Origin of the sequence: Serratia sp. CY37869 (genome assembly GCF_052168895.1) — a bacterium.
GTDB classification, from domain to species: Bacteria; Pseudomonadota; Gammaproteobacteria; order Enterobacterales; family Enterobacteriaceae; genus Serratia; species Serratia ureilytica.
The window spans coordinates 424025-450314 of sequence record NZ_JBJNLU010000002.1 but is presented as its reverse complement, the minus strand read 5'-3'; the positions used below and the strand labels follow the sequence as shown (position 1 = coordinate 450314).

Annotated in this window: 28 protein-coding genes and 1 riboswitch; of the genes, 12 read left to right on the top strand and 16 right to left on the bottom strand. The window is 62.1% G+C overall.

What is annotated here, in order from left to right:
• Positions 1 to 230: 230 nt before the first annotated feature.
• The 5 genes from cecR to ACJ8J1_RS12410 are packed head-to-tail and all read left to right on the top strand — an operon-like array spanning position 231 to position 5949.
• Entirely contained in the window at positions 231 to 929 is a 699-nt protein-coding gene (cecR, locus tag ACJ8J1_RS12430; RefSeq protein WP_033642245.1) for a transcriptional regulator CecR, read from the top strand.
• Between the two features lie 18 nt (positions 930 to 947).
• Positions 948 to 1934, top strand: coding sequence for a secretion protein HlyD (gene hlyD / locus ACJ8J1_RS12425; RefSeq protein ID WP_033642244.1), 987 nt, complete (start codon positions 948 to 950; stop codon positions 1932 to 1934).
• Between the two features lie 8 nt (positions 1935 to 1942).
• A complete protein-coding gene (locus ACJ8J1_RS12420) occupies positions 1943 to 3679 on the top strand; it encodes an ATP-binding cassette domain-containing protein (protein WP_033642243.1) in 1737 nt (578 codons plus the stop codon).
• On the top strand, positions 3676 to 4830 hold the full coding sequence (locus tag ACJ8J1_RS12415) for an ABC transporter permease (RefSeq protein WP_033642242.1): 1155 nt from the start codon (positions 3676 to 3678) through the stop codon (positions 4828 to 4830). The genes ACJ8J1_RS12420 and ACJ8J1_RS12415 overlap by 4 nt, the downstream gene beginning before the upstream one ends.
• A gap of 12 nt (positions 4831 to 4842) precedes the next feature.
• Positions 4843 to 5949 (top strand): ABC transporter permease, encoded by a 1107-nt coding sequence (locus ACJ8J1_RS12410; protein WP_033642241.1) that lies wholly within the window; start codon positions 4843 to 4845, stop codon positions 5947 to 5949.
• Between the two features lie 69 nt (positions 5950 to 6018).
• On the opposite strand, the gene ACJ8J1_RS12405 is transcribed toward ACJ8J1_RS12410, so the two are convergent.
• From ACJ8J1_RS12405 to moaA, 6 genes are all read right to left on the bottom strand, one after another.
• On the bottom strand, positions 6019 to 6729 hold the full coding sequence (locus tag ACJ8J1_RS12405) for a Bax inhibitor-1/YccA family protein (protein ID WP_004939761.1): 711 nt from the start codon (positions 6727 to 6729) through the stop codon (positions 6019 to 6021).
• Positions 6730 to 6859: 130 nt separating this feature from the next.
• Positions 6860 to 7327, bottom strand: a complete 468-nt coding sequence (gene moaE, locus ACJ8J1_RS12400; protein ID WP_033642239.1) for a molybdopterin synthase catalytic subunit MoaE — start codon at positions 7325 to 7327, stop codon at positions 6860 to 6862.
• 2 nt (positions 7328 to 7329) lie between these two features.
• Positions 7330 to 7575 carry a molybdopterin synthase sulfur carrier subunit gene (gene moaD / locus ACJ8J1_RS12395; RefSeq protein ID WP_004939768.1) on the bottom strand — a complete coding sequence of 82 codons (246 nt, stop codon included), beginning with the start codon at positions 7573 to 7575 and terminating at the stop codon, positions 7330 to 7332.
• Positions 7572 to 8051, bottom strand: coding sequence for a cyclic pyranopterin monophosphate synthase MoaC (gene moaC, locus ACJ8J1_RS12390; protein ID WP_025301929.1), 480 nt, complete (start codon positions 8049 to 8051; stop codon positions 7572 to 7574). The genes moaD and moaC overlap by 4 nt, the downstream gene beginning before the upstream one ends.
• A 3-nt stretch (positions 8052 to 8054) precedes the next feature.
• Positions 8055 to 8570, bottom strand: a complete 516-nt coding sequence (gene moaB, locus ACJ8J1_RS12385; protein WP_033642238.1) for a molybdenum cofactor biosynthesis protein B — start codon at positions 8568 to 8570, stop codon at positions 8055 to 8057.
• A gap of 24 nt (positions 8571 to 8594) precedes the next feature.
• Positions 8595 to 9581: a GTP 3',8-cyclase MoaA gene (gene moaA, locus ACJ8J1_RS12380; RefSeq protein WP_016928681.1), complete on the bottom strand. Its 987-nt coding sequence runs from the start codon at positions 9579 to 9581 to the stop codon at positions 8595 to 8597.
• Positions 9568 to 9712: riboswitch (molybdenum cofactor riboswitch) on the bottom strand. It overlaps the preceding gene by 14 nt.
• A gap of 336 nt (positions 9713 to 10048) precedes the next feature.
• On the opposite strand from moaA, the gene yvcK reads away from it, so the two are divergent.
• Complete coding sequence (gene yvcK / locus ACJ8J1_RS12375; RefSeq protein WP_033642237.1) at positions 10049 to 10966, top strand: uridine diphosphate-N-acetylglucosamine-binding protein YvcK; 918 nt, start codon at positions 10049 to 10051, stop codon at positions 10964 to 10966.
• A gap of 6 nt (positions 10967 to 10972) precedes the next feature.
• Here the strand turns inward: yvcK and ACJ8J1_RS12370 are convergent, their stop codons facing one another.
• The 3 genes from ACJ8J1_RS12370 to ACJ8J1_RS12360 form a co-directional block, all read right to left on the bottom strand.
• A complete protein-coding gene (locus ACJ8J1_RS12370) occupies positions 10973 to 11239 on the bottom strand; it encodes a VF530 family DNA-binding protein (protein WP_004939783.1) in 267 nt (88 codons plus the stop codon).
• Positions 11240 to 11339: 100 nt separating this feature from the next.
• Positions 11340 to 13352: an excinuclease ABC subunit UvrB gene (uvrB, locus tag ACJ8J1_RS12365; RefSeq protein ID WP_033642236.1), complete on the bottom strand. Its 2013-nt coding sequence runs from the start codon at positions 13350 to 13352 to the stop codon at positions 11340 to 11342.
• A gap of 531 nt (positions 13353 to 13883) precedes the next feature.
• Positions 13884 to 14012, bottom strand: a complete 129-nt coding sequence (locus tag ACJ8J1_RS12360) for a hypothetical protein (RefSeq protein ID WP_255326645.1) — start codon at positions 14010 to 14012, stop codon at positions 13884 to 13886.
• Between the two features lie 453 nt (positions 14013 to 14465).
• On the opposite strand from ACJ8J1_RS12360, the gene ACJ8J1_RS12355 reads away from it, so the two are divergent.
• Both ACJ8J1_RS12355 and ACJ8J1_RS12350 read left to right on the top strand, forming a co-directional pair.
• A complete protein-coding gene (locus ACJ8J1_RS12355; RefSeq protein ID WP_033642235.1) occupies positions 14466 to 15176 on the top strand; it encodes an ATP-binding cassette domain-containing protein in 711 nt (236 codons plus the stop codon).
• Positions 15177 to 15305: 129 nt separating this feature from the next.
• A complete protein-coding gene (locus tag ACJ8J1_RS12350) occupies positions 15306 to 16940 on the top strand; it encodes a hypothetical protein (protein ID WP_033642234.1) in 1635 nt (544 codons plus the stop codon).
• Between the two features lie 53 nt (positions 16941 to 16993).
• On the opposite strand, the gene bioD is transcribed toward ACJ8J1_RS12350, so the two are convergent.
• From bioD to bioB, 4 genes are read right to left on the bottom strand one after another with little or no spacing between them, the layout of a single operon-like run.
• Positions 16994 to 17674 carry a dethiobiotin synthase gene (bioD, locus tag ACJ8J1_RS12345; protein WP_033642233.1) on the bottom strand — a complete coding sequence of 227 codons (681 nt, stop codon included), beginning with the start codon at positions 17672 to 17674 and terminating at the stop codon, positions 16994 to 16996.
• A complete protein-coding gene (gene bioC / locus ACJ8J1_RS12340) occupies positions 17667 to 18434 on the bottom strand; it encodes a malonyl-ACP O-methyltransferase BioC (RefSeq protein ID WP_033642232.1) in 768 nt (255 codons plus the stop codon). The genes bioD and bioC overlap by 8 nt, the downstream gene beginning before the upstream one ends.
• On the bottom strand, positions 18418 to 19569 hold the full coding sequence (gene bioF, locus ACJ8J1_RS12335; RefSeq protein ID WP_033642231.1) for an 8-amino-7-oxononanoate synthase: 1152 nt from the start codon (positions 19567 to 19569) through the stop codon (positions 18418 to 18420). Before bioF ends, bioC begins: the two co-directional genes overlap by 17 nt.
• The gene (gene bioB, locus ACJ8J1_RS12330; RefSeq protein ID WP_033644217.1) at positions 19569 to 20606 is read right to left on the bottom strand and encodes a biotin synthase BioB; all 1038 of its coding nucleotides are present in this window, start codon (positions 20604 to 20606) and stop codon (positions 19569 to 19571) included. Before bioB ends, bioF begins: the two co-directional genes overlap by 1 nt.
• Positions 20607 to 20694: 88 nt before the next feature.
• Between bioB and bioA the strand changes: the two genes are divergently transcribed.
• Complete coding sequence (bioA, locus tag ACJ8J1_RS12325) at positions 20695 to 21969, top strand: adenosylmethionine--8-amino-7-oxononanoate transaminase (protein WP_033642230.1); 1275 nt, start codon at positions 20695 to 20697, stop codon at positions 21967 to 21969.
• A gap of 4 nt (positions 21970 to 21973) precedes the next feature.
• Here bioA and ACJ8J1_RS12320 read toward each other — a convergent pair whose 3' ends face one another.
• Complete coding sequence (locus ACJ8J1_RS12320; RefSeq protein WP_025301916.1) at positions 21974 to 22375, bottom strand: YkvA family protein; 402 nt, start codon at positions 22373 to 22375, stop codon at positions 21974 to 21976.
• 2 nt (positions 22376 to 22377) lie between these two features.
• Entirely contained in the window at positions 22378 to 22653 is a 276-nt protein-coding gene (locus ACJ8J1_RS12315) for a metal/formaldehyde-sensitive transcriptional repressor (RefSeq protein WP_025301915.1), read from the bottom strand.
• Positions 22654 to 22731: 78 nt separating this feature from the next.
• On the opposite strand from ACJ8J1_RS12315, the gene dmeF reads away from it, so the two are divergent.
• Both dmeF and ACJ8J1_RS12305 read left to right on the top strand, forming a co-directional pair.
• The gene (gene dmeF / locus ACJ8J1_RS12310) at positions 22732 to 23700 is read left to right on the top strand and encodes a CDF family Co(II)/Ni(II) efflux transporter DmeF (protein ID WP_071991636.1); all 969 of its coding nucleotides are present in this window, start codon (positions 22732 to 22734) and stop codon (positions 23698 to 23700) included.
• Between the two features lie 32 nt (positions 23701 to 23732).
• On the top strand, positions 23733 to 24215 hold the full coding sequence (locus tag ACJ8J1_RS12305; protein ID WP_033642228.1) for a kinase inhibitor: 483 nt from the start codon (positions 23733 to 23735) through the stop codon (positions 24213 to 24215).
• A 64-nt stretch (positions 24216 to 24279) separates the two neighbouring features.
• Here ACJ8J1_RS12305 and pgl read toward each other — a convergent pair whose 3' ends face one another.
• Positions 24280 to 25275, bottom strand: a complete 996-nt coding sequence (pgl, locus tag ACJ8J1_RS12300; RefSeq protein ID WP_033642227.1) for a 6-phosphogluconolactonase — start codon at positions 25273 to 25275, stop codon at positions 24280 to 24282.
• A 178-nt stretch (positions 25276 to 25453) separates the two neighbouring features.
• Between pgl and ACJ8J1_RS12295 the strand changes: the two genes are divergently transcribed.
• On the top strand, positions 25454 to 26272 hold the full coding sequence (locus ACJ8J1_RS12295; protein ID WP_033642226.1) for a pyridoxal phosphatase: 819 nt from the start codon (positions 25454 to 25456) through the stop codon (positions 26270 to 26272).
• Positions 26273 to 26290 lie beyond the last annotated feature (18 nt).

The following is a 26290-nucleotide window of genomic DNA, read 5'->3' as shown; positions in this document are numbered from 1 at the left end:
GACGGGGCATTAAGCATGACCACGAGGGATTGGCACAAACTGCAGTGCACCAGGCGGCGATTGTAACAGAAGTCGCGCAATAAAAAGCACTTTTACGTGCAGAGAGCACAATCTGCCGTAAATTCAGCATTATCTGAAGTCGGTCACATAACTCATTGTGGTTAGCGGTTGCGTTTTAAACAATCTGGCATAAAGTTAATCATATGATTGATTAACTTTGAGCGTGACCTATGCCAGCTTCCGTCCCTCATCAGGCTGCCGGCCGGGCGCGCGGCGAGCAAACGCGTCGGCAACTGCTCGCCGCGGCGACCGACCTGTTCGGTGAATATGGCCTGCAGGGCGCCACCACCCGCGATATCGCCCAGCGCGCCGGCCAGAATATCGCCGCCATCACCTACTACTTCAGCTCCAAAGAGGGGCTGTATCTGGCCGTGGCGCAGTCGCTCGCCGATTTCATCCAGCAGGCGTTCGCCCCGCTGGCCGAAGAGGTCGATCGCTTTGGGCAGCAGCCTGCCGCACAGCGATCGCCCGACGCGGCGCTGCGTTTGCTGCAGCGTGGCCTGCTGGCCTTCAGCGAGCTGATGACCCAGCCGCACACGTTGAATCTGAGCAAAATCATGTCGCGCGAACAGCTTGCCCCAACCGACGCCTACCCGCTGATCCACCGCCAGGTGATCGCGCCGATGCACGAACGGCTGTGCCGCCTGCTGTCGGCCGCCACCGGCATCGACGAACGCGCCGCCCGCCTCGTGTTGCATACCCATGCGCTGATCGGCGAGGTGCTGTCGTTCCGCGTAGCGCGGGAGACCATCCGCCGTCAGGCCGGCTGGCAAGAGATTGGTGAGGGCGAAGCGGCGCAAATCGCGGCGGTGCTGAGCGAGCATATCGAGATTTTAGTTATTGGGCTGCGCCAACGTCACGGCGCGTAAATTCAGGCAGGGAGTGTTATGAACAAAAAACGCAGTGCCTTGATCGTGTTGTTGATTCTGCTGATCGCGGCCGTCGCTTACGGGGTATGGCATTACCAACAGCAGCAAGAGCGGCCGCTGACGCTGTACGGCAACGTCGATATCCGCACGGTCAACCTCGGCTTTCGCGTCGACGGCCGCCTGGCGTCGCTGACGGTGGATGAAGGCGATACCGTTCAGCCGGGCCAGCTGCTCGGCAAGCTGGACGATGCTCCCTACCGCAACGCGCTGCAACAGGCCGAAGCCAACGTCGGCAGCGCGCGCGCCAAACTGTCGCTGCTGCAGGCCGGCTATCGCAGCGAAGAGATAGCCCAGGTGCAGTCAGAAATGGCGCAGCGCCAGTCCGCTTTCGCCTACGCCGACAGTTTCCTGAAGCGCCAGCAAGGGCTGTGGGCGAAAAACGCCACCTCCGCCGACGCGCTGGAGGATGCGCGCACCGCCCGCAATCAGGCGCTGGCCAATCTGCAAGCGGCGAAAGACAAACTGTCGCAATACCGCAGCGGCAACCGCCCGCAAGAAATTGAACAGGCCAAGGCCGAGGTGGCGCAAAGCGAAGCGGCGTTGGCGCAGGCGCAATTGAACCTGCAAGACGCCACGCTGCTCTCCCCTTCCGCCGGCACGGTGCTGACCCGTGCGGTAGAGCCGGGCACCATGCTCGGCGCCGGCGGCACGGTGTTCACCCTGTCGTTGACCCGGCCGGTGTGGGTGCGCGCCTACGTCAACGAAACCAGCCTGAACCAGGCTGTGCCCGGCACCGAGCTGGAGATCTACACCGACGGCCGCCCCGGCAAGCCTTACCACGGCAAGATCGGTTTCGTCTCGCCGACCGCGGAATTCACGCCGAAAAGCGTTGAAACGCCGGATCTGCGCACCGATCTGGTGTACCGCCTGCGGGTGATCGTCACCGACGCCGACGATGCGCTGCGTCAGGGCATGCCGGTCACCCTGCGCTTCGCCAAACCCTGAGGCCGGCTATGGAACAGGCGCACACCATCGAGTTGGAAGGGCTGGAAAAGCGCTTCCCGTCGCTTGAGAAACCGGCGGTCGCCAGCCTGACCACCACCCTGCGCAGCGGCGCGGTCATCGGGCTGGTCGGCCCGGACGGCGCCGGCAAAACCACCCTGCTGCGCATGCTGGCCGGGCTGCTGAAGCCAAGCAGCGGCAAACTGCGGGTCGCCGGGCTGGATCCGATCGGCCAGGATCGCCAACTGCATGCGATCCTCGGCTACATGCCGCAGAAATTCGGGCTGTATGAGGATCTGACGGTGATAGAGAACCTGACGCTGTACGCCGATCTGCGCGGCGTCACCGGCGATCTTCGCCGCCAGACCTTCGAACGGCTGCTGAAATTCACCGATCTGACCCGCTTCACCGGGCGTCTGGCGGGCAAGCTGTCCGGCGGCATGAAGCAAAAACTGGGACTGGCCTGCACGCTGGTGGGCGAACCCCAGGTGCTGCTGCTGGACGAACCGGGCGTCGGCGTCGATCCGATCTCGCGCCGCGAGCTGTGGCGCATGGTGCACGAGCTGGCCAATGACGGCATGTTGATCCTGTGGAGCACCTCTTATCTCGACGAGGCCGAGCAGTGTCGCGAAGTGCTGCTGCTCAACGAGGGCGAGCTGCTGTTCAGCGGCGCGCCGCAGGATCTGACCCAGCGCATGGCCGGACGCACGGTATTGATCGCCGCGCCGCCCGGCAGCCATCGATCGTTGCTGCAGCGGGCGATCTGCCTGCCGGCGGTCACCGACGGCGTGATCCAGGGCAAGTACCTGCGCCTGATCCTGAAAGAAGGCGAAGATCATCGGCAGCTGCTGCAGACGCTGGATCTGCCGGACGCCGAACTGGACGAAGCGGATCCGCGCTTCGAGGATGCGTTTATCGATCTGCTCGGCGGCGGCCCCAACCATCGCTCGGCGCTGGCGGAGATCATGCCGACCGTTGACGGAGAAAGCGGTGAAACGGTGATCGAAGCGGTGCAGCTGACCAAGAAATTCGGCGATTTCGCCGCCACCGATCACGTCGATTTTCAGGTGCGGCGCGGCGAAATCTTCGGCCTGCTCGGCCCGAACGGTGCCGGCAAGTCCACCACCTTCAAAATGATGTGCGGCCTGCTGGTGCCGTCCGGCGGCAAGGCGCTGGTGCTGGGGATGGATCTGAAGACCAGTTCCGGCAAGGCGCGCCAACGCCTCGGCTACATGGCGCAAAAATTCTCGCTGTACGGCAACCTGACGGTGGCGCAAAATCTGAAGTTCTTCTCCGGCGTCTACGGCCTGAGCGGCAAGGCGCAGCGCGACAAAATCAACGAGATGTCCCGCGCCTTCAACTTCGCGCCGATCCTCGATCAGACGCCGGATGCCCTGCCGCTCGGCTTCAAGCAACGCCTGGCGCTGGCCTGCGCGCTGATGCACGAACCGGATATTCTGTTCCTCGACGAACCGACCTCCGGTGTCGATCCGCTGACGCGGCGCGAGTTCTGGCTGCACATCAACGGCATGGTCGACAAGGGCGTCACGGTGATGGTGACCACCCACTTTATGGACGAGGCGGAATACTGCGACCGCATCGGCCTGGTGTATCGCGGCAAGATCATCGCCGCCGGCACGCCGGACGATCTCAAACAACAGGTAGCGCGCGACGACAACCCCAACCCCTCGATGGAACAGGCGTTTATCGAACTGGTGCAGGGCTACGACGAGGAGGAAACGCGGTGAGCGATAACCGACCCCCATTCGACGACGGCGGCTTCTCCTGGCGCCGGCTGCGCGCGCTGTGCCTGAAGGAGACGCGGCAGATACTGCGCGATCCCAGCAGCGGCCTGATCGCCTTCGTCATCCCGCTGATGCTGCTGTTTATCTTCGGCTACGGCATCAACCTGGACTCCAGCAAGCTGCATCTGGGCATTCTGATGGAACAACAGAGCGAAGACGCGCGCGATTTGGCCCACGCCTTCGCCGGTTCGCCCTATATCGAACCGACCATCAGCGACAACCGCCACCAGTTGATCCAGCAGATGCAGGCCGGCACGATCCGCGGCCTGGTGGTGATCCCGGTGGATTTCGACCAGCGCATGGCGCGCCCGCACGACAGCGCCCCTATCCAGGTGATCACCGACGGCAGCGAGCCGAACACCGCCAACTTCGTGCAGGGCTATGCCCAGGGCGTATGGCAAGTATGGCAGCAGCAACGCGCCGCCGATCGGGGGAGCAGCGACCAGCCGCTGATTGACGTGCAGATGCGCTACTGGTTCAACCCGGCGGCCATCAGCCGGCACTACATCATTCCCGGCGCCATCACCATCATCATGACGGTGATCGGCGCCATTCTCACCTCGCTGGTGATCGCCCGCGAATGGGAACGCGGCACCATGGAGGCCCTGCTGTCCACCCAGGTGACGCGCAGCGAGCTGCTGCTCTCCAAGCTGATCCCATATTACTTCCTCGGCATGATCGCCATGGCGCTGTGCATGGCGGTGGCGGTGTGGGTGCTCGGCGTGCCCTATCGCGGTTCGCTGCCGATCCTGCTGCTGATCAGCAGCCTGTTCCTCGCCAGCACCCTCGGCATGGGCCTGCTGATCTCCACCCTCACCCGCAACCAGTTCAACGCGGCGATGGTGGCGCTGAACGCCGCCTTTCTGCCGTCGATCATGCTGTCCGGCTTCATTTTCCAGATCGACAGCATGCCGGCCATCGTGCGCGCGGTGACCTACATCATTCCGGCGCGTTACTTCGTCAGCACGCTGCAAACGCTGTTCCTGGCGGGCAACGTCGGCACCGTGCTGGCGATCAATCTGCTGTTCCTGATCGCTTCCGCCGTGGTGTTCATCGGCCTGACGGCCTGGAAAACCCAGCGCCGGCTGGATTAAGGAGAAAGAGCGATGTTTCACCGTCTGTTGACGCTTATCATCAAGGAAATGCAGGCGCTGCTGCGCGATCCGCAAACCCGCGCCATCCTGATCATGCCGGTGATCCTGCAGGTGCTGCTGTTCCCGTTCGCCGCGACGCTGGAAGTCACCAACGCCACCATCGCGGTCTACAGCGAGGACAGCGGCCAAGCCTCGGTGGAGCTGACCCAACGCTTCGCCAAGGCCAAAGCCTTCTCCCATGTGCTGCTGCTGCGCAATCCGCAGGAGATAAAGACCACCATCGACAACCAGCGGGCGCTGCTGCTGATCCGCTTCCCGGCGCAGTTCTCGCGCGATATCGCCGCCGGCCACACCGCGCCGCTGCAGCTGCTGCTCGACGGGCGCAACTCCAACAGCGCGCAGATCGCCGCCAACTACGTGCAGCAGATCGTGCAGGAATATCAGAACGAGCTGCTCGGCAACCGCGCGAAACCCAACAACAGCGAACTGGTGGTGCGCAACTGGTATAACCCGAATCTGGACTACAAATGGTTTGTGGTACCGTCGCTGATCGCCATGATCACCACCATCGGCGTGCTGATCGTCACCTCGCTGTCGGTGGCGCGCGAACGCGAACAGGGCACGCTGGAACAGCTGCTGGTCTCGCCGCTCACCACCTGGCAAATCTTTATCGGCAAGGCGGTGCCGGCGCTGATCGTCGCCAGCTTCCAGGCCAGCATCGTGCTGTTGATCGGCATCTTCCTGTACCAGATCCCGTTCGCCGGATCGCTGCTGCTGTTCTACGCCACCATGCTGATCTACGGGCTGTCGCTGGTCGGTTTCGGCCTGCTGATCTCGTCGCTGTGCGCCACTCAGCAGCAGGCGTTCATCGGCGTGTTCGTGTTCATGATGCCGGCGATCCTGCTCTCGGGTTACGTCTCGCCGGTGGAGAATATGCCGGTGTGGCTGCAGGATCTGACCTGGGTGAACCCGATACGCCACTTCACCGACATCACCAAGCAGATCTACCTGAAGGACGCCAGTTTCAGCATCATCTGGCGCAGCCTGTGGCCGCTGCTGGTGATCACCGCCACCACCGGCAGCGCCGCCTATGCGCTGTTCCGCCGCAAAATCGCATAAAAAAAGCTCTGCATGTCACATGCAGAGCTTTTTGATCGCAGATACCCTAAGGCATGAGAGACGACGGATTTAGCGGCGGTTGCCGAAAATGCGCAGCAACATCAGGAACAGGTTGATGAAGTCGAGATACAGCGTCAGCGCGCCGACGATGGCGTACTTGCGGAAGCCGTCTTTATCATCGGCGTTCAGCTGCTCGCCCATCGCCTTGAGTTTCTGCGTGTCGTACGCGGTCAGGCCGACGAACACCACCACCCCGATGTAGGTAATCGCCCACATCAGCGCGGTGCTTTTCAGCCAGATGTTCACCAGCGAAGCCAGCACGATGCCGATCAGCGCCATGAACAACATGCTGCCGAAGCCGCTCAGATCGCGCTTGGTGGTGTAGCCGTACAGGCTCATCGCGCCGAACATGCCGGCGGTGACGACGAAAGTGCTGGCGATCGAGCTGTAGGTGTACGCGATGAAGATGCTCGACAGCGTCAGCCCGGTCAGCGCCGAGTACAGCATGAACAGCGAGGTGGCCACCGCGCCGCTCAGGCGGTTGACCATGCCGGAAATCACGAACACCAGCGCCAACTGGGCGATGATCAGACCGAAGAAGGTGATCTGACTGGAGAAGATGAAGTTGAGGATCGCGGGCGTATTGGCCGCATACCAGGAAACGAACGCCGTCAGCAGCAGACCGCAGGTCATCCAGCCGTAAACCTGCGCCATGTAGGCCTGAATGCCGCTGTTGGCACGTTCGACGATTGAACCATTAGAGCGTGGATATCGGTCCATGACGGTTACCTTTTGCGTTGTAAACAAGATTCCGAAGCCCCGTAAACGGGGCTTCGCCTGCTATAAGCGTACCACAGAATAGGCCGCGCGAAAGCGGCAAAGGTCTTGATTTGTTTCCGCTGTTGAGGCGTTATTTAGCCGCGTCGTGCCAGCGCTGCGCGGCCTGACGATCGCTGTCGCGAGCGTCCACCCAACGATCGCCCTGGCCGGTCGCTTCGCGCTTCCAGAACGGTGCGCGGGTCTTCAGGTAGTCCATGATGAACTCGCTGGCGGCGAACGCCATGCCGCGGTGCGCGCCGGTCACGCCGACGAACACGATCTCGTCGCCGGGATACAGCGCGCCGACGCGGTGGATCACCGTCACGCGCTGCAGCGGCCAACGGCTGCGCGCCTCGGCCACGATCTCCGCCAGCGCCTTCTCGGTCATGCCGGGGTAGTGTTCCAGCGTCAGCGCGCTGACGTCGTCCCCGAGGTTATGGTTGCGCACCTTGCCGGTGAAGGTCACCACCGCGCCGTCGGCGTCGCACTGCGCCAGCCACTGATACTCGTCGCCGACGTTGAACGGCGCTTCGCCCACGCGAATGCGGGTGTTTTCCATGCTTACCCCCCGGTAACCGGCGGGAAGAAGGCCACTTCATCGCCGGCGCGCAGCGGGTGATCCGCCGCCACCAGCGACTGATTGACCGCCGCCAGCAGTTTGCCGGACTCCAGCGCCAGCGCCCAGCGATCGCCGCGCGCGCACAGCGCCTGGCGCAGCGCCTCGACGGTCGGGTAATCCGCCGGCATCGACAGCGCGCCGGTGCCCACCAGTTCGCGCACCTGCGCGAAGAAAAGAATATCGATCATGCGTTCACCTTAAAATCGCCGGATTTGCCGCCGCTTTTCGCCAGCAGGCGCACCGGGCCGATCACCATGTCTTTCTGTACCGCTTTGCACATGTCATAGATGGTCAATGCCGCCACCGAGGCGGCGGTCAGCGCTTCCATCTCGACGCCGGTTTTGCCGGTCAGCCGGCAGCAGGTTTCAATGCGCACCCGGCTGTGCTCCGTTTGCGCCTCCAGCTGCACTTCGACCTTGCTCAACATCAGCGGGTGGCACAGCGGGATCAGTTCCCAGGTGCGTTTGGCCGCCTGAATGCCGGCGATGCGCGCCGTGGCGAACACGTCGCCCTTGTGATGGCTGCCGTCGACGATCATCGCCAGCGTGGCGGGCAGCATGTCGACGAAGGCTTCGGCGCGCGCCTCGCGCACCGTTTCGGCCTTGGCGGAAACGTCGACCATATGGGCTTCGCCGGCGGCGTTAATGTGGGTTAGCTGTGTCATGACTCAGGGCTTCTTCAAATGGGGCTGGAAGTTGCACGGGCGATGGCGCGCGTCCAACTGCTCTTCGATAATCCGCTCCCAGGCGGTGCGGCAGGCGCGGGTGGAGCCCGGCATGGCGAAAATCACCGTGCGGTTGGCCAGGCCGGCCAGCGCGCGCGACTGGATCGTCGCGGTACCGATCTCTTCGTACGACACCATGCGGAACAGTTCGCCGAACCCTTCCACCTCTCTGTCGAACAGCGGCAACAGCGCTTCCGGCGTGTTGTCGCGCGCGGTAAAACCGGTGCCGCCGGTGATCAGCACCGCCTGCACGTTGTCATCGGCGATCCACGCGGAAACCCGTGCGCGGATCTGGTAAATGTCATCTTTGACGATGGCGCGATCCACCACCTGATGGCCGGCTTCCTGCGCCGCTTCCTGCAGATATTGGCCGGAGGTGTCTTCCGCCGCGCCGCGGCTGTCGGACACGGTCAGGATGGCGATATGCGCCGGAATAAACTCGCTGCTCGCATGGCTCATGGTTCAATAAGCTCCTATTGGCTGTCAGCCGCCGATAAACGACAGGTTCTGGGTGATCCCGCTGTTGCCCTGATGCAGGAAATGGGTCTGCTTCTTGCTCAGCAGCCCGCTCTGGATGCGCGCCTTCAGCGCGTCGAGCTGGCCGTCGTCCGCCAGCAGATCGCGCAGGGGCACCCCCTGCTCGCCGAACAGACACAGATGCAGATTGCCGATGGAAGAAACGCGCAGCCGGTTGCAGCTGGCGCAGAAGTCTTTTTCATACGGCATGATAAGACCCACCTCACCCTGGTAGTCCGGGTGGCTGAACACCTGCGCCGGGCCGTCGCTGCGGCCACGCGCCTGGCGCTGCCAACCCTGCTGCTCCAGCTGCAGGCGAATCACTTCGCCGGAAACGTGGTGTTTGCGAAACAGCTCGCCGCCCTCGCCGGTTTCCATCAGTTCGATAAAGCGCAGCTGGATCGGCCGATCCTTGATCCAGGCGAGAAACGCGCCGAGTTGCTGGTGATTGACGTCGCGCATCAGCACGGCGTTGACCTTGACCTTGCTGAAACCGGCGCTGAAGGCGGCGTCGATGCCGTCCATCACCTGGCGGAACTTGTCCTGACCGGTAATGGCGTGAAACTGGCGGGGATCCAGACTGTCGATGCTGACATTGATCGCCGTCAGACCGGCGTCACGCCAGGCGGCGACGTCGCGCGCCAGACGGTAGCCGTTGGTGGTGACCGCCAACGTGCGGATGGCCGGATTTTCCCGCACGGCGGCGATGATCTCGGTAAAGTCGCGGCGCAGCGAAGGCTCGCCGCCGGTCAGGCGCACCTTTTCGGTGCCCAGTTCGGCGAACGCGCGGCTGACGCGGCGGATTTCATCCAGCGACAGGAAGCTTTTCGGGCTGCCGCTCGGCTTGTAGCCGTCGGGCAGACAGTAGGTGCAACGAAAGTTGCACACGTCGGTGATCGACAAGCGCAGGTAATAGAACTTGCGCTCATAAGCATCAATGAGTTGCGGTACCATAACACCTTTCCAAAGTCGGGAGATGCGAGCGTTTCCCCTCTGCACCCTGGTGGCTGACTTCGCCACGGCCCAGGCGCCATATCGTTCCGGATGAACAACGTAGGCGCAGGGGCTAGGAGTTTGATTTCTCTTCCCGCTACCTTGAGTAGCCGGAATGAAACCGTGGTTTTCAGCAGAATTCTAGCGCTAATCGGCAACGATAGCCAACGCGTTAATTCGCTATATAACTGTCTATACAGCGTTTTTAGACGCCGCGTAATCGGGTAAACCATGATAAACATCGCTTACGAGGGCGAATTGACCAGAATCACGCAAATGGCACTCTTTATCCCCTAAATAATGGACGTCGCCTCCCGACGGCAAGCCCGCTCCCCCCAGAGGCAACGTCAAGGATAACGGGTATATCGCGTTTTTACGCCGGATCCGCTACCTTATGCGGGCAGTTCAGCCCCTTTGTAAGGAAATTTATGCGTAATCGTACCCTGGCCGATCTCGACCGCGTGGTGGCGTTGGGCGGCGGACACGGCCTGGGCCGTGTAATGTCGGCCCTGTCGTCCTTAGGCTCCCGCCTGACCGGCATCGTTACCACCACCGACAACGGCGGTTCCACCGGCCGCATCCGCCGTTCGGAAGGCGGCATTGCCTGGGGCGATACCCGCAACTGTCTCAACCAGCTGATCACCGAGCCGAGCGTCGCCTCGGCGATGTTCGAATACCGCTTCAGCGGCAACGGCGAACTGGCCGGCCATAACCTCGGCAACCTGATGTTGAAAGCGCTGGATCACCTGAGCGTGCGCCCGCTGGAAGCGATCAACCTGGTGCGCAGCCTGTTGAAGGTGGACGCGGCGTTGATCCCGATGTCGGAACAGCCGGTGGATTTGATGGCGCACGATCACGAAGGCAACCATGTTTACGGTGAAGTGAATGTTGACCAACTGACTCATATGCCGCAGGAGCTGATGCTGTCTCCCCCGGTCAACGCCACGCGCGAAGCGCTGGACGCCATCGCGCAGGCCGACGTGATCCTGATTGGGCCGGGCAGTTTTCTCACCAGCCTGATGCCGCTGCTGCTGCTCGACGATCTCACCCAGGCGCTGCGCCGCAGCAGCGCCAGCATGATCTATATCGGCAACCTCGGCCGCGAGCTGAGCGTGGCCGCCGCGGCGCTGTCGTTAAAGGACAAGCTGACGCTGATGGAAGAGAAGATCGGCCGCCGGATGATCGATGCGCTGATCGTCGGCCCGGCGGTGGACGCCAGTGAAGTGCAGGATCGGGTGGTGATTCAGCAACCGCTGGAAGCGAGCGACATCCCTTATCGCCACGATCGCCAGCTGCTGCGCCAGGCGCTGGATCAAGCGCTGGTAGAGCTGGCCGACCGCCGCTAACCGAATTTAACCGTCTCGCCCGCGCAGCCAGGGATTATCGCTGGCTGGGGCGGGATGGCTGACCATATCGATATACAGATCTTCCACCTCTTTACGCGCCCAGGGCGTGCGACGCAAAAATTTCAGACTGGACTTGATGCTCGGATCGCTGCGGAAGCAGTTGATGCGAATGCGCGCACCCAGCTCGGACCAACCGTAGTGATCCACCAGTTTATTCAGCAGTTGCTCCAGCGTCACGCCGTGCAGCGGGTCTTTAGACTGGTGTTGGCTCATGTTCGGTACTCTTCGTGGTCAAATCGGGCCGCACACCATAACAGCTTTGACGCGGCCGACAAGGAATTTTGACGCCCACAGCGCGGGCGCCGTCCAACGGTCAGGAAATCGCGATGAACTGCTCGCGCAGCTGGTGGATCTCGTCGCGCAGCGCAGCCGCCTGCTCGAACTCCAGATTTTGCGCATGGGTATACATCTGCGCTTCCAGATCGCGGATTTTCTGATCCAGCGCTTTCGGCGTGAGGTTCTGCAGCTGAGCGCCGCTGTCCGCCGCCTTGCCCCTGCCTTTACCCTTGGCGCGGTTGACCGGCTGGCCAATCTGCAGAATGTCGCCGATCTTCTTGTTCAGCCCCTGCGGCACGATGCCGTTGGCTTCGTTGTAAGCCTGCTGCTTGGCGCGCCGCCGCTCGGTTTCACCGATCGCTTTGGCCATCGAATCGGTGATGCGATCGCCATACAGGATCGCCTTGCCGTTCAGGTTACGCGCCGCGCGGCCGATGGTCTGGATCAGCGAACGTTCGGAACGCAGGAAGCCTTCCTTGTCGGCGTCCAGAATCGCCACCAGCGACACCTCAGGCATGTCGAGCCCCTCACGCAGCAGGTTGATGCCCACCAGCACGTCAAACTCGCCCAGACGCAGGTCACGAATGATTTCGACGCGTTCCACGGTGTCGATATCCGAGTGCAGGTAGCGCACGCGCTCGCCATGCTCTTCCAGGTATTCGGTCAGGTCTTCCGCCATGCGTTTGGTCAGGGTGGTCACCAGCACGCGCTCGTTGATCGCCGCGCGCTTGCGGATCTCGGAGAGCAGATCGTCCACCTGAGTAGCGACTGGCCGCACTTCCACGATCGGATCCAGCAGCCCTGTCGGGCGCACCACCTGGTCGATCAGATCGCCGCCGGATTTCTCCAGCTCATATTTGCCCGGCGTGGCGGAAACATAGATGGTCTGCGGCGCCAGCGCCTCGAACTCCTCGAAGCGCAGCGGGCGGTTGTCCAGCGCCGACGGCAGGCGGAAACCGTACTCCACCAGCGTTTCCTTGCGCGCGCGGTCGCCCTTGAACATCGCGCCGATTTGCGGAATGGTGACGTGGGATTCGTCGACCACCAGCAGGCCGTCCGCCGGCAGGTAATCGAACAGCGTCGGCGGCGGCTCGCCCTCGGCGCGCCCGGAAAGGTAGCGCGAGTAGTTTTCGATGCCCGAGCAGTAACCCAGCTCGTTCATCATCTCCAGATCGAACTGGGTGCGCTGCGTCAGGCGCTGCTCTTCCAGCAGCTTGTTGTTGGCCAACAGCACCTTGCGGCGGTCCGCCAGATCGACCTTGATCTCTTCCATCGCCTGAATGATCCGCTCGCGCGGCGTCACGTAGTGCGACTTCGGGTAGATGGTAAAACGCGGCACCACCTGCTCAATCTGCCCGGTCAGCGGATCGAACAGCGACAGCCGCTCCACTTCGTCGTCGAACAGCTCGACGCGCAGCGCCAGCTCGTCCGATTCCGCCGGGAAGATGTCGATCACCTCACCGCGCACGCGGAAGGTGGCGCGCTGGAAAGCCTGATCGTTGCGGGAATACTGCAGCTCCGCCAGCCGGCGCAAAATGGAGCGCTGATCGATGATCATGCCCTTGGTCAGATGCAGCATCATCTTCAGGTAAAGATCCGGATCGCCCAGGCCGTAGATCGCCGACACCGACGCCACCACCACCACGTCGCGCCGCTCCAGCAGCGCCTTGGTGGCGGAAAGGCGCATCTGCTCGATGTGCTCATTCACCGAAGCGTCTTTTTCAATGAAGGTGTCGGAGCTGGGCACGTAGGCTTCCGGCTGGTAGTAGTCGTAGTAAGAGACGAAGTACTCCACCGCATTCTCCGGGAAAAACTCTTTCATCTCGCCGTACAGCTGCGCCGCCAACGTCTTGTTCGGCGCCAGCACCATGGTCGGCCGATTCAGATCGGCTATCACGTTGGCGATGGTGAACGTTTTGCCCGAGCCGGTTACCCCCAGCAGCGTCTGGTGCGCCAGGCCGTCTTCCAACCCCTCTTCCAGTTTGCGGATGGCTTCCGGCTGATCGCCGGCCGGTTTGAAATCAGAATGCAGTTTGAAAAGTTTACTCATTGCTCGGCTACCCTGTGGAGATGCGCGCGCTCAGGCGGCCAGCCGGCTCTGCGCCGGACGTGGCCCCTAATTATGGAAAGTGTCGGCGATTTGCGCCAGTGCCCATGATACTGGATATAAAACCAGCTTCAAGCGGATTCGTCGCTGCGCGCGGCAGCGCGGCAACGCCGTTGCACCGTGAGGTTACAGCGGGGTGACATTTTTATTGTCAATAACAGATTTATCCCCAGAACTTGCCGAAAATTAACTTATTGATAGCACCGCGGCGAAAAATCACACATAGAAACCCGATCAATGCCCTGGCGTCTTGATTTTAGTTAATTTATTGATAATTAATAGTTTTAATAAAAAGACGAGATTGCGGACAAAGCGAACAGAACCCGCGTCGGCTCTCGCTTTACAGCGTTTTTCTAAATCTAATGCACAAGGTTATCCACAGGAATAGTGGATAACTCTCACCGCCCCGCCCGTGGCGGGAGTTACAGAAAGAAAGCTTTTCGCCCTTTACACTCGCCAAAATGGCTTTTTTAGTTATTTTTTCATAAAAATATCGCTTTGTTTATGCCGATTAATACTAAAAATCCCCATTGCCAAAATCGCATTGCCCCCTTTCACGCCGATCGCGCTTGACGGCGGCGCAACGCCTTGCACCACGCCCACGCCGGAGAGCACCACAAGAGTGCAAAAAACGTCCGGGTTAACTTCCCGGCGTATTTTCAGGCCGCCGCGGCAGAGCGCGTCGGGCCTGACAGGCGGTTAACAAAGCGATAACACTCCCTCTTTTCGGCCAGTGGCAAAACTGGCCTGGGAGTTGCTTTATCTTCCCGCGTGCGAACGAGGCGCGACAGCATAATGCGCTGCCGAATGCGGCGTGCAACCGCCGCCTGGCTATGCCTCGTAAAAGCGCGAGAACGACACCAAGTCGTCATAAACGTCGTTTTTCACGACATATTGACTGTCTTTCCGTCCACCGCAGACATTGCTCAGGTGAATCGGAGGGACGGCATTTTGTTCCGGACATTGCCACACTCGGGAAATCAACCGCCAATGCGGCCTTTGCAGCACCCCACCAATGAGTGGAACGGGCGCCTATGTCTATGAGGAGAATGCCACATGCTGAGTCTGAGATCGGTCAATCAATTTTACGGGCAAAATCATACCCTGTGGGACATCAACCTGGAGCTGCCGCGCGGCCAGTGCACCGTGCTGCTCGGGCGCAACGGCGTGGGCAAGACCACGCTGGTCAACTGCATCATGGGGCATTTGCCGGTGGTGAGCGGCAGCATGACCTGGCAGCCGGCGGATCAGCCGCCGCAAAACCTGCTGCTGCAACCGATGGAGCGCCGCGCCGCACTCGGCATCAGCCACGTCCCGCAAGGGCGGCAACTCTTCTCGCAGCTGAGCGTGGAAGAGAATCTGCAAGTGGCGCAGATGGCCGTGCGCGGCGCCCCTTACCGCATTCCGCCGCTGATCTACAGCCTGTTTCCCAATTTGCGCCAGATGCGCACCCGCCGCGCCGGCGATCTGTGCGAAGGCGCTCAGCGCCAGTTGGCGATTGGTCGTGCGCTGGCGCAGGAGCCGGCGCTGCTGATCCTCGACGAACCGACAACGGGCGTACCGCCCTCGATCGCCGCCGACATCGGCAACGTGATCCGCAGGCTCAACTATGAGTTGGGCATGACCATTTTGCTGGTAGAGCATCAGCTGCCGTTCGTGCGCCGGGTGGCGGATCGTTTTTGTCTGCTCGATAGCGGGCGCACCGTGGCGCACGGCGCGCTGGCGCAGCTGGATGAGGCGCTGATCGGCGCCGGGCTGGCGGAGTGAGTGCTCGGGTTAGCGATTAGGTTGCTGTTGTATCAGTCACGGCCGGTCTGCGCCCAATAGGCATGGGCCGGCCATCTTTTCATACTCGATAGGGGTCACACCGACACCATAATATCGAGGGATGTAAGCATGACAGACAACAACGCGGCATTTATTCAATACGCGGATTTGCGCAACAAAAACTGGAGCCTGCAGGAACGTCTTAATATTGAAGGCATTTACGTCAGTTCGCGCGACGAACTGGTCGGCGCACAAGACTTTATCATCAAAACGTTAAAACGCCCTGCGATTGTCAGATTCGCCGCGCCTTTTGCCCTTTGGACGGCGCCTAAAACCGATATCAATGTCGGATTCGTCTATATCGACGGCAACGGCGTCAACGTCACTACCGAGATCCCCAACGGCACGGAAAGCGACCATAACTATTTCCTGCGCTGCTATACCAGCAACGGCGCGCTGGATAACAACGTTCCTATTCGCCCGGCGCCTATCATGAAAGATTTCACCGTAAAGGGCATCGGCGCCAGGATTAACAACAGCAAAGATGAAACGACGATCGAATACACCTATATCGACGGCGTCCGTTTCGATTCGCCTGAAGGCCCGCTGGGCAACTTTTCCGTCAATAACGTCTATATTTCCGGCTTCTACTACGGCCTGTACTACGGTACCAATGCCTATATCGCCCACCACTACGCCTGTGAAGTCATTCGCTGTTTTGAGTGCCTGCATATGCCTTCAACGAACAGCGGCGCCCAAAACTTCGGCGAAGGCATCAACTTCTTCGGTGGCACCCTCGGCAATTCCCAGGGGCTGGCCGTTCGCAACGCTAACCCCAACGGCGCCTTCCGCCTGTTCGGCACTTCGATCGACTATGCCGGCTCGATTGCCGACGTTGAGGCCGGTAGCATTGAATTGCATGGCTGCCATATGGAATTCAACAACGGTAATAGTCCGCTCACGGAAATTCCCTTCCGTTGCAGCGCCAATCAAAATGCATCGCTGTTGATTCACGGCGGCGAAATCATCGTCGCCGGCGGCCGACTGGCGCAAGCGTCGCTGTTTTACGCCGAGGCCGGCAGTAGCGGGATTATCGTCGACAGCGTGAAGTTCTATGGCGTACGAACCGCCAGCGGCCGCTATTTCAGCGGTACCGGCGACTTTGTCATCGTCAATAGCCGACTGGATGGCGGTGGGGGTGGCGCCGGGATCCAGACGCTGGTCGGCGCCGTGAATAACAAGTTAAAAGACGGTGAGTTCGCCTTTTCCGCTAAGCCGTTTGGCTGGGAAGTGACAGGCGGCACGATCAGCGAGCCCTTTACCTCAGACGCAGTGACTATCAGTATCGAAGCCGGCGCGGGCGTCAACGGCAGCAATGCCCTGAAAGTGACCAAGTTGGGCAACGCCAATACCAACGCCGGAGTGAGAGTGATCGTGCCCGCCGCGCAATATGAGCAGCTGGGCGCCTGTTTTACCCTGAAAACGGTCAACGGCGGTACCGGCAATCTGTTCGCGACGCTGCAATATGCCTGTATCCAGGACCATGCGGACAACGGCGTCTCGCTCGTCGCCAAAGCCGCGCCGGCAGCCTGGGACGCCGCCTTGAAAGCCGATGCTTACGCCGAGTACACCGAATATCGTTTCAACGCCAATCGACGAAAAGTCCCGGTCTGGGCGACCCATGTCATCCTGACGTTCAACCTGTTTGCCCTGGCGAAAAATGGCGTGCTTTATCTCGATAACGCCTGTATTACCGCTATGTAAAAGCCAACGCCGGGTCATAAGACCCGGCGTTGTGATTCATCAGCCAGAACCTCTCACTGCGCCAGCAAGCTGATATCCAGATACTGCCCCAGCGGCGCCCGTTCGGCCTGCGGCAGGTGCGGGATTTCGCCCAGCAGCGGCGCGGGCAGCATACGGCGCAGCGTAGCCAGGTATTCCTGATGCCGCCGCCCCGGCGGCGCCACGTCGTTGGCGATCCAACCGGCCAGCGTCAGCCCGGCCTGTTGCACCGCCTGGGCCGTCAGCACCGCGTGGTTGATGCAGCCCAGCTTGATGCCCACCACCAGGATCACCGGCAGTTGCTCTTGCCGCACCCAGTCGGCGAAGGTGTACTCCGCCGACAACGGGGTAAACCACCCGCCGGCCCCCTCGACCAGCACCCAGTCGGCGCGCTGCTCCAGCCGGCGCAGGCCGTCGGACAGCCGCGCCGCGTCGATCGGCCGGCCTTCATCGGCGCTGACGATATGCGGCGAGGTCGGTTCGGCAAATACGTAAGGGTTCACTTCGTCGTAATCCAGCGCCACACCGCTGTTGGCCTGCAGCGCCAGCGCGTCGCCGTTGCGCAGCCCCTCGGCGGTCATCTCGCTGCCGGAGGCCACCGGCTTATAGCCGGCGCTGCGGTAGCCCGCCCGGTTGGCGGCCTGCAGCAAGGCGCTGCTGGCGACGGTTTTCCCCACTTCGGTGTCGGTGCCGGTCACGAACCAACGTTTACTCACGATAAATCACTCCATAAGCCAGATGATAGCTGAGCGGGAACTGCCCCTGCCGGCACGGGTAAGCCGCCTGCAGCGCGGCGAGGCGGCCACGCGACATCAGGCCGCCCTCACGCCCCTGATGCAAATGCGTCGCCCCGATGCCCTTGAGCGAACGCATCAGCGTCATCACGTCCGGGTAGTTCAGGATACGCAACTCCGTCACCAGCTCGTGTCGATAGGCGGCGCAGGCGGTGCGGATCTGCGTCAACGGCAAAAAGGCGTTCACGTGACGTTCGCCGTCCACCTGTTGCCAGGCGTCCCCCAATTCCTGCAGCGAGCCCGCCGCCAGCGTGGAAAACAGGATCACGCCGCCGGGACGGGTCACGCGATACAGCTCTGCCAGCGCGGCGGGCAGATCGCTGCACCACTGCACCACCAGGCTGCTGAAACAGATGTCCATCGCCGCATCGGGCAGCGGCACCTGTTCGATATCGCCCAGCAGATAATGATGCGCCGCCTGCCGTTGGCGGGCGACGTCCAGCATGCCCGGCGCCAAATCGAGCGCGGTCACCCGTTTGCCGCGCTCACGCCACATACGGCTGAAATAGCCGGTGCCGCAGCCGGCGTCCAGCAGCTGTTCGCCCGGGTGGGAACTCCCCATCCCCAGTAAGCGCTCGCCAACGTCACGCTGCAGCGCGGCGGCGGCATCGTAGCTGCCGGCCGCGCGGCTGAAGGCCGAGGCGACCGCCTGTTTGTTCACTGTGTCATTGGCTGACGTCATTCAGCACCTCCAGCAGGCGATCGATGTCCTGCGGCTGATGCGCCGCCGTCAGGGTAATGCGCAGCCGCGCGCCGCCCGGCGGCACAGTCGGTGGGCGGATGGCGCTCACCCACAGGCCGCACTCGCGCAGGCGGGTCGCCAGATCGAGCGCGCGCTGATTATCCCCCACCAGCAGCGGCTGGATGGCGGTGTCGGAATCCGTCAGGGTCAGCGCCAGCGGCGCCGCGCCCTGACGGAAACGCCGAATGTTGTCCTGCAGCCGGGCGCGCAGATCATCGCCCTCGCGAATGCAGACCAGCGCCGCCTGCAGCGCGCAGGCCTGTGCCGGCGGCATCGCGGTGCTGTAGATCAGATGGCGGGCGAACTGCAGCAGATACTCGGCGGTCGCCTCATCGCACAGCACCGCCGCGCCGCTGACGCCGAACGCCTTGCCGAAGGTCGCCACCAGCAGTTCAGGGCGCACGCCCTGCTGCCAGCAGCTGCCGCGGCCTTGTTCGCCGCGCACGCCGATGCCGTGGGCGTCGTCCACCATCAGCCAGGCGCCCGCCGCACGGGTTAAGCGATGCAGCTCTGCCAACGGCGCGCCGTCGCCATCCATGCTGAACACCCCTTCGGTGACCGCCAGCCGCTGCCCGTCGCAGGGTTTGGCCAGCAGATCCGCCAAGGCCTGCGGTTGATTGTGCTGGAACCGGCGCAGCTCGGCCGGCGACTGCGCCGCCGCCTCCAGCAGCGAGGCGTGGCTGAGACGATCGGCCAAAATGCGATCGCCCTTTTGCATCAACGCCGCCAGCACCGCCTGGTTGGCGGCGTAGCCGGAGATGAACAGCAGCGCGCGCGGATAGCCGAGCCACGCCGCCAGTTGCTCTTCCAGCGCCTGATGCGCTGCGCTAAAACCGGTCACGTGGCCCGAACCGCCGCTGCCGACGCCGTAACGCTGCGCGCCCTGCTGCCAGGCGGCGATCACCCGCGCATCCTGGCTCAAGCCCAGGTAGTCGTTGCCCGAGAAGTTCAGATAGAGACGATCGCCGAGCCGGATCTGGCGGCCGTTGCCGCCCTCGGTGGTCTGTCGCCGGCGGTAGGCGGCGTTCAGGCGCCGCTCAGCCAGCGCCTGCTCGATGCGTTGCTGCCAGCTCATCACGGCGCCGCGTTGTAAAACTCGGCGGTATCGGCGTTCAGCAGTTGCTTGGCCAGCACCTGCTGTTGCTGGTTGTCGCCGTGTTCGGTTGCGGTCTGCTGCGGGTTGAGCCCCAGCTTGCGGAACAGCTTCAGGTCTTTGTCTTCTTCCGGATTCGGCGTGGTCAGCAGCTTGCAACCGTAGAAGATCGAGTTGGCGCCGGCCATGAAGCACATCGCCTGCGTCTGTTCGTTCATCTGTTCGCGGCCTGCGGAGAGACGGACATAAGAAGATGGCATCATGATGCGCGCCACCGCGATGGTGCGGATGAAATCAAACGGATCGACGTCATCGTTATCCGCCAGCGGCGTGCCTTTCACCTTCACCAACATGTTGATCGGCACGCTCTCCGGCGGCTTTGGCAGGTTGGCCAGCTGCACCAGCAGCCCGGCGCGATCGCGCACCGTTTCACCCAGCCCGACGATGCCGCCGGAGCACACTTTGATGCCGGCGTCGCGCACCTTGTCGAGCGTATCCAGGCGCTCCTGGTAGCTGCGGGTGGTGATGATGCTGCCGTAGAACTCCGGCGAGGTGTCGAGGTTATGGTTGTAGTAATCCAGCCCGGCCTCCGCCAGCCGCTCGGCCTGGGTGCCATCCAATGTGCCCAGCGTCATGCAGGTTTCCATGCCCATCGCTTTCACGCCCTGCACCATTTGCTGCAGATAAGGCATATCGCGCTCGTGCGGGTTCTTCCACGCCGCGCCCATGCAAAAACGGGTCGAACCGTTCGCCTTGGCCTTGCGTGCCGATTCCAGCACCTGCTCGACCTGCATCAGCCGCTCCGACTCCAGGCCGGTCTTGTAGCGTGAGCTCTGCGGGCAGTATTTGCAGTCTTCCGGGCAAGCGCCGGTCTTGATCGACAGCAGCGTGCTGACCTGCACCTGACGCGGGTCGAAGTGCTGGCGGTGTACGGTTTGCGCTTCGAACAGCAGTTCCAGCAGCGGTTTATCAAACAGGGCCTGGGCTTGCCCTACTGTCCAGTGAATGCGGTCGGCCATCATGGCGTCTCCAAAACGAAAAAGTGTCGCCAGTTTAAATATTGTGGATATACTGTCAACCAATCTTAATCCAATTTGGTTTACAACAATGTCTGTCACCGCTTCCGACCTGGCGTTTGACCAACGCCATATCTGGCACCCCTACACCTCCATGAGCCGCCCGTTACCCTGTTACCCGATCGAATCGGCCAGCGGCGTCGAACTGCAGCTGGCGGACGGCCGGAGTCTGGTGGACGGCATGTCCTCCTGGTGGGCGGCGATCCACGGTTACAACCATCCGCGCCTGAATCAGGCCGCCAGCCAGCAGTTGGAGAAGATGTCGCACGTGATGTTCGGCGGCATTACCCATCCGGCCGCCATCTCGTTGTGCCGTCGGCTGGTGGAAATGACGCCGGAAGCACTGCAGTGCGTGTTCCTGGCGGACTCTGGTTCGGTGGCGGTAGAAGTGTCGCTGAAAATGGCGCTGCAGTACTGGCAGGCGCGCGGCGAGCGCCGGCAGCGCATCCTGACGCTGCGCCACGGCTATCACGGCGATACCTTCGGCGCGATGTCGGTCTGCGATCCGGACAACTCGATGCACAGCCTCTATCAGGGGTATCTGGCGCCGCACCTGTTCGCCACCGCGCCGCAGTGCCGCTTCGACGAGGACTGGCGTGAAGAGGATATCGCGCCGTTCGCCGCGCTGCTGGAGCAGCACGCCGGTGAAGTGGCGGCGGTGATTCTGGAACCGGTGGTGCAAGGCGCCGGCGGCATGCGCATCTACCATCCGACCTATCTCAAGCGGGTGCGCGAGCTGTGCGATCGCCATCAGGTGCTGCTGATCGCCGACGAGATCGCCACCGGTTTCGGCCGCACCGGCAAGCTGTTCGCCTGCGAGCACGCGCAGGTGGTGCCGGACATTCTCTGTCTGGGCAAGGCGCTGACCGGCGGCTATATGACCCTTTCCGCCACCTTGACTACCCACCATGTGGCGGAGACCATCAGCAACGGCGCGGCCGGCTGCTTTATGCACGGGCCGACCTTTATGGGCAATCCGCTAGCCTGCGCCGTGGCGGACGCCAGTCTGGCGCTGCTGGCGGAAAATCGCTGGCAGGCGCAGGTGAGCGCCATCGAAACCCAGTTGAAGCGGGAACTGTTGCCGTTGGCGGCGCTGCCGAAGGTGGCCGACGTGCGGGTGCTGGGCGCGATTGGGGTGGTGGAGATGCGCGAACCGGTGGATGTCGCCGAGCTGCAGCGCGGGTTCGTCGAGCGCGGGGTATGGATCCGGCCGTTCGGCAAGCTGATTTACCTGATGCCGCCTTACATCATCGAAGCGGAACAGCTCAGCCGCCTGACCGCCGCCGTGGCCGACGCCGCGCGTTAATGCCTTACCAATGCTGGTCCAGATAGCGGGCCAGCAATCCCAAACACAGCAGCCACAGTAAAATGATCATCGCCGCCGCCATGCGGCCGGTGGGATTATCGACGCGCTTTTGCGCCTTCTCGCGCAGCTCGGCCATCAGCGGTTTGGGGATCAGCCGCACCGCCAACATGATGCCCAACGGCACGATGATCACATCGTCCAGATAGCCCAGCACCGGAATAAAATCCGGGATCAGATCGATCGGTGAGATCGCATAGCCGGCGACCAGCAGCGCGATCAGCTTGGCGTACCACGGGGTGCGCTTATCACGGGCGGCCAGCCACAGCGCGTAGATATCGCGCTTGATGCCTTTGGCCCAACGGCGCAGCCAGCCGAACCACGGCGTGCGTTTTTTCAGTGAAATCATGATTACTTCATATAAGAACGTAAAACGGTCATCAATTGCTCGATGTCCTGCTCGCGCTGCTGCGGCGTAGCGTCCGCGGCAGCCAGATGTTCGCGCACATGCCCTTCCAGCACCTGCGCCATCAGACCGTTGACCGCGCCGCGCACCGCCGCGATCTGCTGCAGAACAGCCGAACATTCGCCGCCGCTCTCCAGCGCGCGTTCCAGCGCTTCGGCCTGCCCTTTAATGCGGCGCACCCGCGCCAACAGCTTCTTTTGATCTCTGTGGGTATGGCTCATCATTTCCGCCTGATTGTTATTTACTATACTGGGGTATAGTATATTTCAGCACACTATCTTTTGCTGAGGAACTTCACCATGACGTCTCACGCGCCCGTTTTGCACCGCGAGCACAGCCACGTTTTTGACGATGGTAACCCATTGGCCGAAAGAAACACCAGATGGGCGGTGATACTCACCGCCAGTATGATGGCTATCGAGATCGCCGGCGGCTGGCTGTTTAACTCGATGGCATTGCTGGCCGACGGCTGGCACATGAGTTCGCACGCGCTGGCCCTGGGCCTGTCGGTGCTGGCTTACGGCGCCGCACGCCGGCTGGCCAAGGATCGCCGCTTTAGCCTCGGCACCTGGAAGATCGAAGTGCTGGCCGGTTACACCAGCGCGGTGTTGTTGGTGCTGGTGGCGGCGCTGATGCTGTTTCAGTCTGGGCAGCGGCTGCTGAATCCCAGCCCGATTCATTACAACGAAGCCATCGCCATCGGCGCGATCGGGCTGGCCGTCAACCTGCTCTGCGCCTGGCTGTTGCGCGGTGGCGGCCACCATCATCATCACGGGGATGACCACGACGACACTCATCATGACCTCAACCTGCGTTCCGCCTATGTTCACGTGCTCGCCGACGCCGCCACCTCGGTGCTGGCGCTCGTCGCGCTGTTCGGCGGCAAGCTTTGGGGCGCCGCCTGGCTCGATCCGCTGATGGGCATCGTCGGCGCGGTGATGGTGGCCGCCTGGGCCTATAGCCTGATGCGCGATAGCGGAAAGATTTTGCTGGATGCCGAAATGGACGCCCCGGTGGCGCAAGAGATCCGCCAGGCCCTGGCCGCTTCCGGCCACGCGCTCACGCTGACCGATTTGCATGTAGGCCGCATCGGCAAAGGAAAATATCATTGTGTCCTCGCCCTGAGCAGCGCCGATCGCGCCCTCACCGCCGATCGGGTGCGCCAACTGTTGGCCGCGCATCCCGAACTGGTGCATGTCACCGTCGAGATCAACCGTCCGCCGCTGGCGCAAGGGGTTGTATTGTTCCACCGAAAAGATCTAGCTTAAGGGTCCGCGTTTATCGACAACTGGGAGTCATTATGACTTTTCGTTTGTACAGCAACGATCTGCAGGACGGCGGCACAATGCCGCAGACTCAGGTCTTCAACGGCATGGGCTACCGCGGCGATAACCTGTCGCCGCACCTGGCCTGGGACGGCGTGCCCGCCGGCACCAAAAGCTTCGTCGTCACCCTGTACGATCCCGATGCCCCGACCGGCTCCGGCTGGTGGCACTGGGTGGTGGCCAATATTCCGGCCGACGTGCGCGAGCTGCCGCAGGGCGCAGGCTCCGGCAAAGCGCCGTTGCCGAGCGCCGCGCTGCAAACCCGTACCGACTTCGGCTCGGCCGGTTACGGCGGCGCCGCGCCGCCGAATGGCGAACGCCACCGCTATCAGTTCACCGTGCATGCGCTGGACGTGGAAAGCATTGAGGTGGATGAAGGCTCCAGCGGCGCGTTGGTGGGCTTTAACGTGCATTTCCACAGCCTCGGCAGCGCCACGCTGACGGTGATGTTCAACTGATTGATCTCCGCCCATAAAAAAGCGCGGCTCAACCGAACCGCGCTTTTCTGCTCTGCCCGCCGAATTACTTCGCCAGCACGCTTACCCACATCGGGCCTTTGCCCACCGGATAACGCGCCAACATAGTCAGCTGACCGCTGGCCTGATCAATTTCATGCACCGCGATGTGATCGGACTTCTGGCCGGACGAAATCACGAAGCGGCCGCTGTGATCGATATTGAAACCGCGCGGTTGCGCTTCGGTCGGATAATAGCCGGCCACGCTCAACGTTCCGCCGTCTTCGGAGACGCTGAAGAGGGTCAGAATGCTGGCGGTGCGATCGCTGGTGTACAGGAAGCGGCCGTTCGGCGTGATATGAATGTCCGCCGCCCAGCGGGTGCCGTCGAAGTCGGCCGGCATGATATCCAGCGTTTGCGTCACGGTGTATTTGCCGCCGTTTTCCGAAATGGCCAGCACGTCCACCGTGCCGTTCAGCTCGTTGACGCAGTAAGCGAACTTGTCGTTGTGGTGGAACGCCATATGGCGCGGACCGGCGCCGGCGGCGATATCCACCCCGTCCTGCGCGTGCGGCGTCAGCTGGCCCGCCAGGCTCAGGTTGAACAGACGGATGCGGTCTTCTTTCAGACACGGCACCAGCACCAGCTGGTTGGTCGGATCGATGTTAGCGGAGTGCGGCGCGCTCAGGCCGTCGATCTGTTGGATCGGCGCCGTGACCACGCCGTCGTGGCCGATCGGGCTGATGCTGGCGCAGTTGCCGCTGTAGGAAGCGGAGAACAGGTAACGCCCCTGCAAATCGGTGGAGATATGGGTCGGGCTGCCCGGCAGCGGCGCCATGCCGGCCTGCTGCAGCGTGCCGTCTGCCTCGATGCGGTAGCTGACGATGCCGAACGCCGGACGCACGCCGACGTACAGGTGAGTCTTGTCCGGATGAAGGGTCATCGGCTGCACCTGGCCCGGCACGTCAACGGTTTGCAGCAGCGTCAGCGCGCCCGCGTCGTCCAACTGCCAGACGTGGATCTGCTGGCTCTCCGGGCTGGCGACATAAACGATTTGCTTCATGTGTTCTCCTTGCAAAGGGTAAAAGAGGAACCGGTTTCAGGCCGTTCGATTGTCCCTAGCTTACCGCACATCCGCCGCATGGCAACCCTGCTTAGCACCGGAAGCTCACGCGGTTTTCTCCATTGGCTATCCGGTGTACCATCGGATTAATTTTATGGCTAACGATAACGAGAACCCTATGAGCTACCGCGTCATCGCCCTCGATCTTGACGGCACCCTGCTGGACAATCAAAAACGCATCTTACCGCAGTCGCTGGAAGCGCTGGCGCAGGCGCGCGCCGCCGGCGTCCAGGTGGTGGTGGTCACCGGCCGCCATCACGTCGCCATCCATCCGTTCTACCAGGCGCTGCAGATTGACACGCCGGCCATCTGCTGCAACGGCACTTACCTGTATGATTTTCAGCAGAAAAAGGTGCTGGCCGCCGATCCCTTGGCGAAGGAGCAGGCCAAACAGGTGCTGCAGATGCTCAAACAGACCGACATTCACGGGCTGATGTACGTTGACGACGCCATGCTGTATCAGGAACCGAGCGGCCACGTGACTCGCTCGCTGGCCTGGGCCGAAACCCTGCCTGCGGCGCAGCGCCCGACGCTGCTGCAGGTCAGCAGCCTGGTGCAGGCGGCCGACGACGCGCAGGCGATCTGGAAATTCGCCACCTCGCACGCCGATATTCCGGCGCTGCGCGAGTTTGCCGACACGGTGGAGAAAGAGCTGGGGTTGGCGTGCGAATGGTCCTGGCACGATCAGGTGGATATCGCCAAAGGCGGCAACAGCAAAGGCAAGCGCCTGCGCCAATGGGTGGAGTCGCAGGGGCTGAGCATGGATCAGGTGGTGGCGTTCGGCGATAATTACAACGATATCAGCATGCTGGAAGCGGTCGGTTTGGGCGTGGCGATGGGCAACGCCGATGACGCGATCAAGGAACGCGCCGATCTGGTGATCGCCGATAACCTGCAGCCGGGCATCGCCGAGGTGATCCGCACCCGCGTACTCTAGTTTTTTCGCCCTCCCGCC